Here is a 5,026-nt window from a genome sequence, read left to right as displayed (position 1 = left end):
CCCGCAGCATTGCCGCGCTGGTTCTGCGCGAAATCTCCGCGCGTCACGGGCGCACCCCGGGCGGCTACCTCTGGGCGCTGCTTGAACCGCTGGGCGCCATTGCGCTGCTGACGGTGGCCTTTTCCCTGATGCTCCGCGCGCCCCCCCTCGGGGGCAGCTTCGCGCTCTTTTACGCCACGGGCTATCTTCCCTTCGCGCTCTTCATGGCGCTTTCCATGCGGGTGGCCTTGGCCATCCGTTTTTCCCGCCCGCTGCTGGCCTATCCGCGGGTCAGCTACCTCGACGCGCTGATCGCACGTGGGCTGCTTGCGCTGCTGACGCAGATTGCACTGACCGGCGTGGTGCTGGGGGGGCTGCTCGCCATCGAAGGGTTGCCCGGCCTGCTCGATCCCGCGGCCATCGCGCTGGCCCTCGCGATGGGGGTCGCGCTGGGGGCCGGGGTCGGGATCATGAACTGTTTCGCCTTTTCCATGTCCCCGGTCTGGGAAAGCGCGTGGCAGATCGCGATGCGCCCGCTGATCCTCGTCTCCGGCGTGCTTTACCTGCCCGAAGACCTGCCCGCCCCCGCCGCCGACTGGCTGTGGTGGAACCCGCTGGTGCATGTGACCGCGATGATGCGGCGGGGGTTCTATGCCTCCTACGATGCGCAGGGCGCGGCGCCTGCCTATGTCTTTGGCCTCTCTGCCGCTCTCGCCGCACTAGGGCTGATCGCCCTGCGGGGGCATCACCGGCACATCGTGAACGAACGGTTCTGAGCGGCAGGAACGCTTAACCCCCCATTAACCAGACTCGCCGCAGGCTCCCCCGAAGGGCCTTCGCCCGTTGTCATTCCAGATGAAAGGGGGCCGCATGCCGCGCCTCTTCAGGGCCCCTGCCCGGCGGGCCATACGCTTCTTGTTGCCCGATCCGCGCTCGCTCTACGCCGCGTGGCGGATCCGCCGCTCCGGTCTCTTCGACCGCGCCTTCTATCGCGGCGCGCACCCCGGCATACCGCCCCTCTTCCGGCTCTGGCCGGAACGCCACTACGTCCTTTTCGGGGAGGCCGCGAACCTGCGGCCCAACCCGCGCTTCGATCCCGCCGCCTATCGCAGCCTCAATGCCGATCTAACGCGGCTTGCCGCGCCGCTGCTACACTACATCCGCCATGGCCGGGCCGAAAACCGCCCGGCGTGGCAGCCCGCCGGGGCCCCGCCCAACCGGGCCGTGCTGAAGGTGCCGGTCCTGCGCCCCGCGCCGGATGCCCCTGCCCCCGCGCCCTATGCCATCGTCGTCCACCTGCATTACCCCGAGGTCTGGGATGAAATCGCGCAGAGCATCGTCGCCTCGGCGCTGGCGCATGATCTCTTCGTCACCTGTACGGAACAGGGGGCGGAGACGGACGCACTGGTCGCACAGATCACGGCGCGGTTTCCACATGCGCGCGTGATCCGCATGCCCAATCACGGGCGCGATATCTTTCCCTTCGTCCATCTCGTCAATGCGGGGCTGCTCGCCCCCTACCGGGCGGTCTGCAAGATCCACGGCAAACGCTCCCCCCACCGGCGGGACGGCGACCGTTGGCGCCGCGCCCTGATCGACGGCCTGCTGCCTCCAGCGCCGCAAACCGCCGACCGGCTGAACCGTTTTCTGGCCGATGACAGCGCCAGCCTCTGGGTGGCGGAGGGGCAGGTCTACCGTGATCAACGCTGGTGGGGCGACAACGCGGCGCTCACCTCCGCGCTGCTCGCCCGGGTGGAAATCCGGCCCGACCCGGCGGCCCTCGGCTTTCCGGCGGGGTCGATGTACTGGCTCAAGCCGCTGACGCTGTCGATGATCCAGGGCCTGCACCTGACCGAGGATGACTTCGAACTGGAAAGCGGCAAGGTCGATGGCACGACCGCCCACGCCTTTGAACGCGCGATGGGCTTCATCGCTGCGGCGGGCGGCCAGCATATCCGCGAAGCGGCATCGCTGGACCGCGCGCCGGCAAGGCCCGACACCCCAGCCGGAGCCGCGCCCCACCGGGTCACCCCGCCCGCCTATGTCAGCGCCTTCTACCTGCCGCAGTTTCACCGCACCCCGCAGAACGACGCGTGGTGGGGGCCGGGCTACACCGAATGGCAGGCCGTTACCGCCGCCCGACCCCAGTTTCCCGGCCACGCCCAGCCCGCCCTGCCGCAGGGGCTGGGGTTCTACGACCTGACCCGGACGGAGGTCTTGGGCGAACAGACGGCACTGGCCCGACGCGCCGGGATCGACGCTTTCTGCTGCCATCACTACTGGTTCAACGGCACCCCCCTGCTGGACGCGCCCCTGCAGGGGCTTCTGGACCGGCCGGAGATCGATTTTCCCTTTTATCTCTGCTGGGCCAATGAAAGCTGGCGGCGCAACTGGGACGGGCTGAGCGGGGAGACACTGATCGCACAGACCTATCCCCCGGGCTTTGAGCAAGCGCTCGCCGGATCCGTCGCACGTTACATGCGCGATCCGCGCTACCAGCGCCCCGACGGGACGCGCCCGCGTTTCGTGATCTACCGCCCCGGCGACATGCCGGACCCGGCGGCCTCCGTCGCGGCGCTGCGGCAGGCGTGGCGGGACCTCGGCGTTGGAGAGGTCGAATTGGGCGCGGTGCGCTTTCACCTGCCCGGGCTTTCCGCGCTGCCGGAGGATCTTTTCGATTTCCAGATCGAAATGCCGCCCCACGGACTGGTGACTCCGGGCGATTACCTCGTAGGCGGCCCGCCGCGCGACCTGCCTCCCGGCACGCCCCGGCCCGGCGCGGCCTTTCGCGGCCTCATCTACGATTACGAAGCGGTCATCGCCAATGCGCTTGCGACGGACTGGAACCGCCCCCCCAACCTCATCGCCGGGATCATGCCGTCGTGGGACAATACCGCCCGGCGCGGCAGGGATGCCCATATCGCCCATGGGGCCAACCCCGCCGCCTTCCGGCGCTGGCTGCGGGGCCTCGCCTGCCGCCGGCTTGCCGGATCCTACCGCAACGAGCTTTTCGTCAACGCGTGGAACGAATGGGGGGAAAGGGCCGCGATGGAGCCGTCGCGCCAATACGGCACCGCGCTGATCGACACGATGGGCAACTGGCGGCGCGCGGCAGAACGTGGGGGGTGCAGCACATGGCACGGTTGATCCTGCATATCGGCACCCACAAGACCGCCAGCACCACGATACAGCAGGTCTTCGCCACCCATAGGGAAGGGTTTCGCAGCCACGGGTTGATCTATCCCCGCATGGGTTCGGCGCAGGGCCACCACGGGCTCGTCGCCGATTGGGTCAGCCTGCCGCCCGCCTTCACCTATGCAGGCGGATCCGCCGCCGCGTGGCAGGCGCTCGCCCGCCGGTACGCGGCAAGCGATCACACCATCCTGCTGAGCACGGAGGAGCTTTCCCGCGGCCAGCCCTGCATGCAGCCCGATCTGCCGGCGATCCGCCGCTGGGCCTCCGCCTTCGAAGAGGTGCGCGTGGTCTGCCTGCTGCGGGATCAACCGTCGTTCCTGCAGTCGGTCTACCTCGAACTGGCGAAGAAACAGGCGCCGCCCTATTGGGCCGAATTCCTGCAATCGGCGCTGCGCACGGGCTTCGCCGCCGGTCTGCACCTCGACTACGCTGCGCTGGACCAACGGCTTTGCGCCGCTTTCGGGGCCGACGCTGTGCGCTACGTCGATTATGCAGCCGCGCGCGACGGGGGCGACATCGTCGAACGGCTTCTGCAGGCGGCGGGCTGCGATCCAACCCTTCCCCGCAAACTCGGCATCGGCCCGGTGCGCGCCAATGTCTCGCCCGAGCCGCTGGTGGCATGGGTCGCCTCCATGGTCGCCCGGCCCGAAGCCGCCTGCGCCGACCTGCTGCAGACCGTGCGTGCGGTGCTGCAGGCCGCACCCGGCTGCAACCGCCCGACAACCCTCTACACGGAGGCGGAGGAAGAGCGGATGTATGACAATGCCCGCAGATGGAACGAAAACTTCCACGACCGTCTCGCCACCCGGCAGTCCGGTTTCGCACTGTCTCTCCCCCCGCCCGGCGGGGCGGCCACCCGGCGCGATACGCTGGGGCCGGCTTTCTGGATCGCGCTTGCCCGCGCCATGCGGGAAACGCAGCCCGCCGAAACCCGCCTTGCGGGCTGAGGTCGGCAATCCCGAACGCGGGCCGCAAACCGCAGCCCCCCGGCCCGCGAACAGCCCCCACGTGCCCGCCACCCTACCGGCGCAGCCCGAGGTCCTGATCCTGCTGGCCCTGAAGGATGGCGCGGTCTTTTTGCAGGCCCAGCTCGACAGTATCGCCATGCAGCGCGGCATCCGCTGGCGGCTGCTCGTCTCCGATGACGGCTCTACCGACGCGGGGCCCGACATCCTCCGTGCCTTCGCGTCGCGCTTCCCGCCGGGACAGGTCCGCATGATCCCCGGGCCGGGGCGCGGGGCGGCTGAAAACTTCCTCCACCTTCTGCGCGCGGCGGACCCTGGCGCACCCTTCATCGCCTTCAGTGATCAAGACGATGTCTGGATGCCCGACAAACTGGCGCGCGCGCGGCAAAGGCTCGCGGAATGTCCCGCCCATCTCCCCGCGCTTGGCTTCGGGCACCGGCTCCGCTGCGACAGCCGCCTCGCCCGGCCCCGCCCTTGCAGCACGCCGCGCAGGGCCACCGGCTTTCGCAACGCCATGGTGCAGAATATCGCCGCCGGAAACACGCTGCTACTGAACCGGGCCGCCATCGATCTGGTGCTGCGCCACGAAGCCGCGCGCGCCCCGGTGCCCCTGCATGACTGGTGGATCTATCTGCTGGTCACCGGGGCGGGGGGCCGGGCGATCCCCGATCCGCAGCCGCAGCTTTTCTACCGCCAGCATCGGGGCAACATGCTGGGCGCCTGCAACGGCGCGCGGGGGCGCCTGCGGCACATGATGCAGTCCTTCTCCGGCCGGTCGCGGCGCTGGAACGATGCCAACCTCGCCGCGCTTTCCAGCCTGCGCGGCGCACTCACCCCGGAAAACCGCGTCGCTTTCGACAGTTTCACCGCCACGCGCCGCGCAGGCT

At 69.5% G+C, this 5,026-nt stretch carries 4 protein-coding genes; all 4 read left to right on the top strand.

Going from position 1 to position 5,026, the window contains the following annotated elements; translation table 11 throughout:
• Positions 1-755, top strand: a 755-nt coding sequence (locus A3728_RS09775; protein WP_082857973.1) for an ABC transporter permease, incomplete at its 5' end; no start/stop codon positions are given.
• 94 nt (positions 756-849) lie between these two features.
• Positions 850-3,126, top strand: coding sequence for a glycoside hydrolase family 99-like domain-containing protein (locus A3728_RS09770; RefSeq protein WP_067922803.1), 2,277 nt, complete (start codon positions 850-852; stop codon positions 3,124-3,126).
• Positions 3,114-4,121: a hypothetical protein gene (locus A3728_RS23075; protein WP_067922802.1), complete on the top strand. Its 1,008-nt coding sequence runs from the start codon at positions 3,114-3,116 to the stop codon at positions 4,119-4,121. Before A3728_RS09770 ends, A3728_RS23075 begins: the two co-directional genes overlap by 13 nt.
• A partial coding sequence (locus tag A3728_RS09760) for a glycosyltransferase (protein WP_067922801.1) occupies positions 4,111-5,026 on the top strand: 916 nt, incomplete at its 3' end. The genes A3728_RS23075 and A3728_RS09760, both read left to right, overlap by 11 nt.

Origin of the sequence: Sulfitobacter sp. HI0040, assembly GCF_001634885.1 — a bacterium.
In the GTDB taxonomy this organism is placed as follows: domain Bacteria; phylum Pseudomonadota; class Alphaproteobacteria; order Rhodobacterales; family Rhodobacteraceae; genus Sulfitobacter.
This window is presented reverse-complemented; position numbering and strand designations above follow the sequence as displayed.

What these genes read in the sequence shown, in the direction of transcription:
- A3728_RS09770 (WP_067922803.1), top strand. Translation starts at nt 850, where the DNA reads ATGCCGCGCCTCTTCAGGGCCCCTGCCCGGCGGGCCATACGCTTCTTG.
- A3728_RS23075 (WP_067922802.1), top strand. Translation starts at nt 3,114, where the DNA reads ATGGCACGGTTGATCCTGCATATCGGCACCCACAAGACCGCCAGCACC.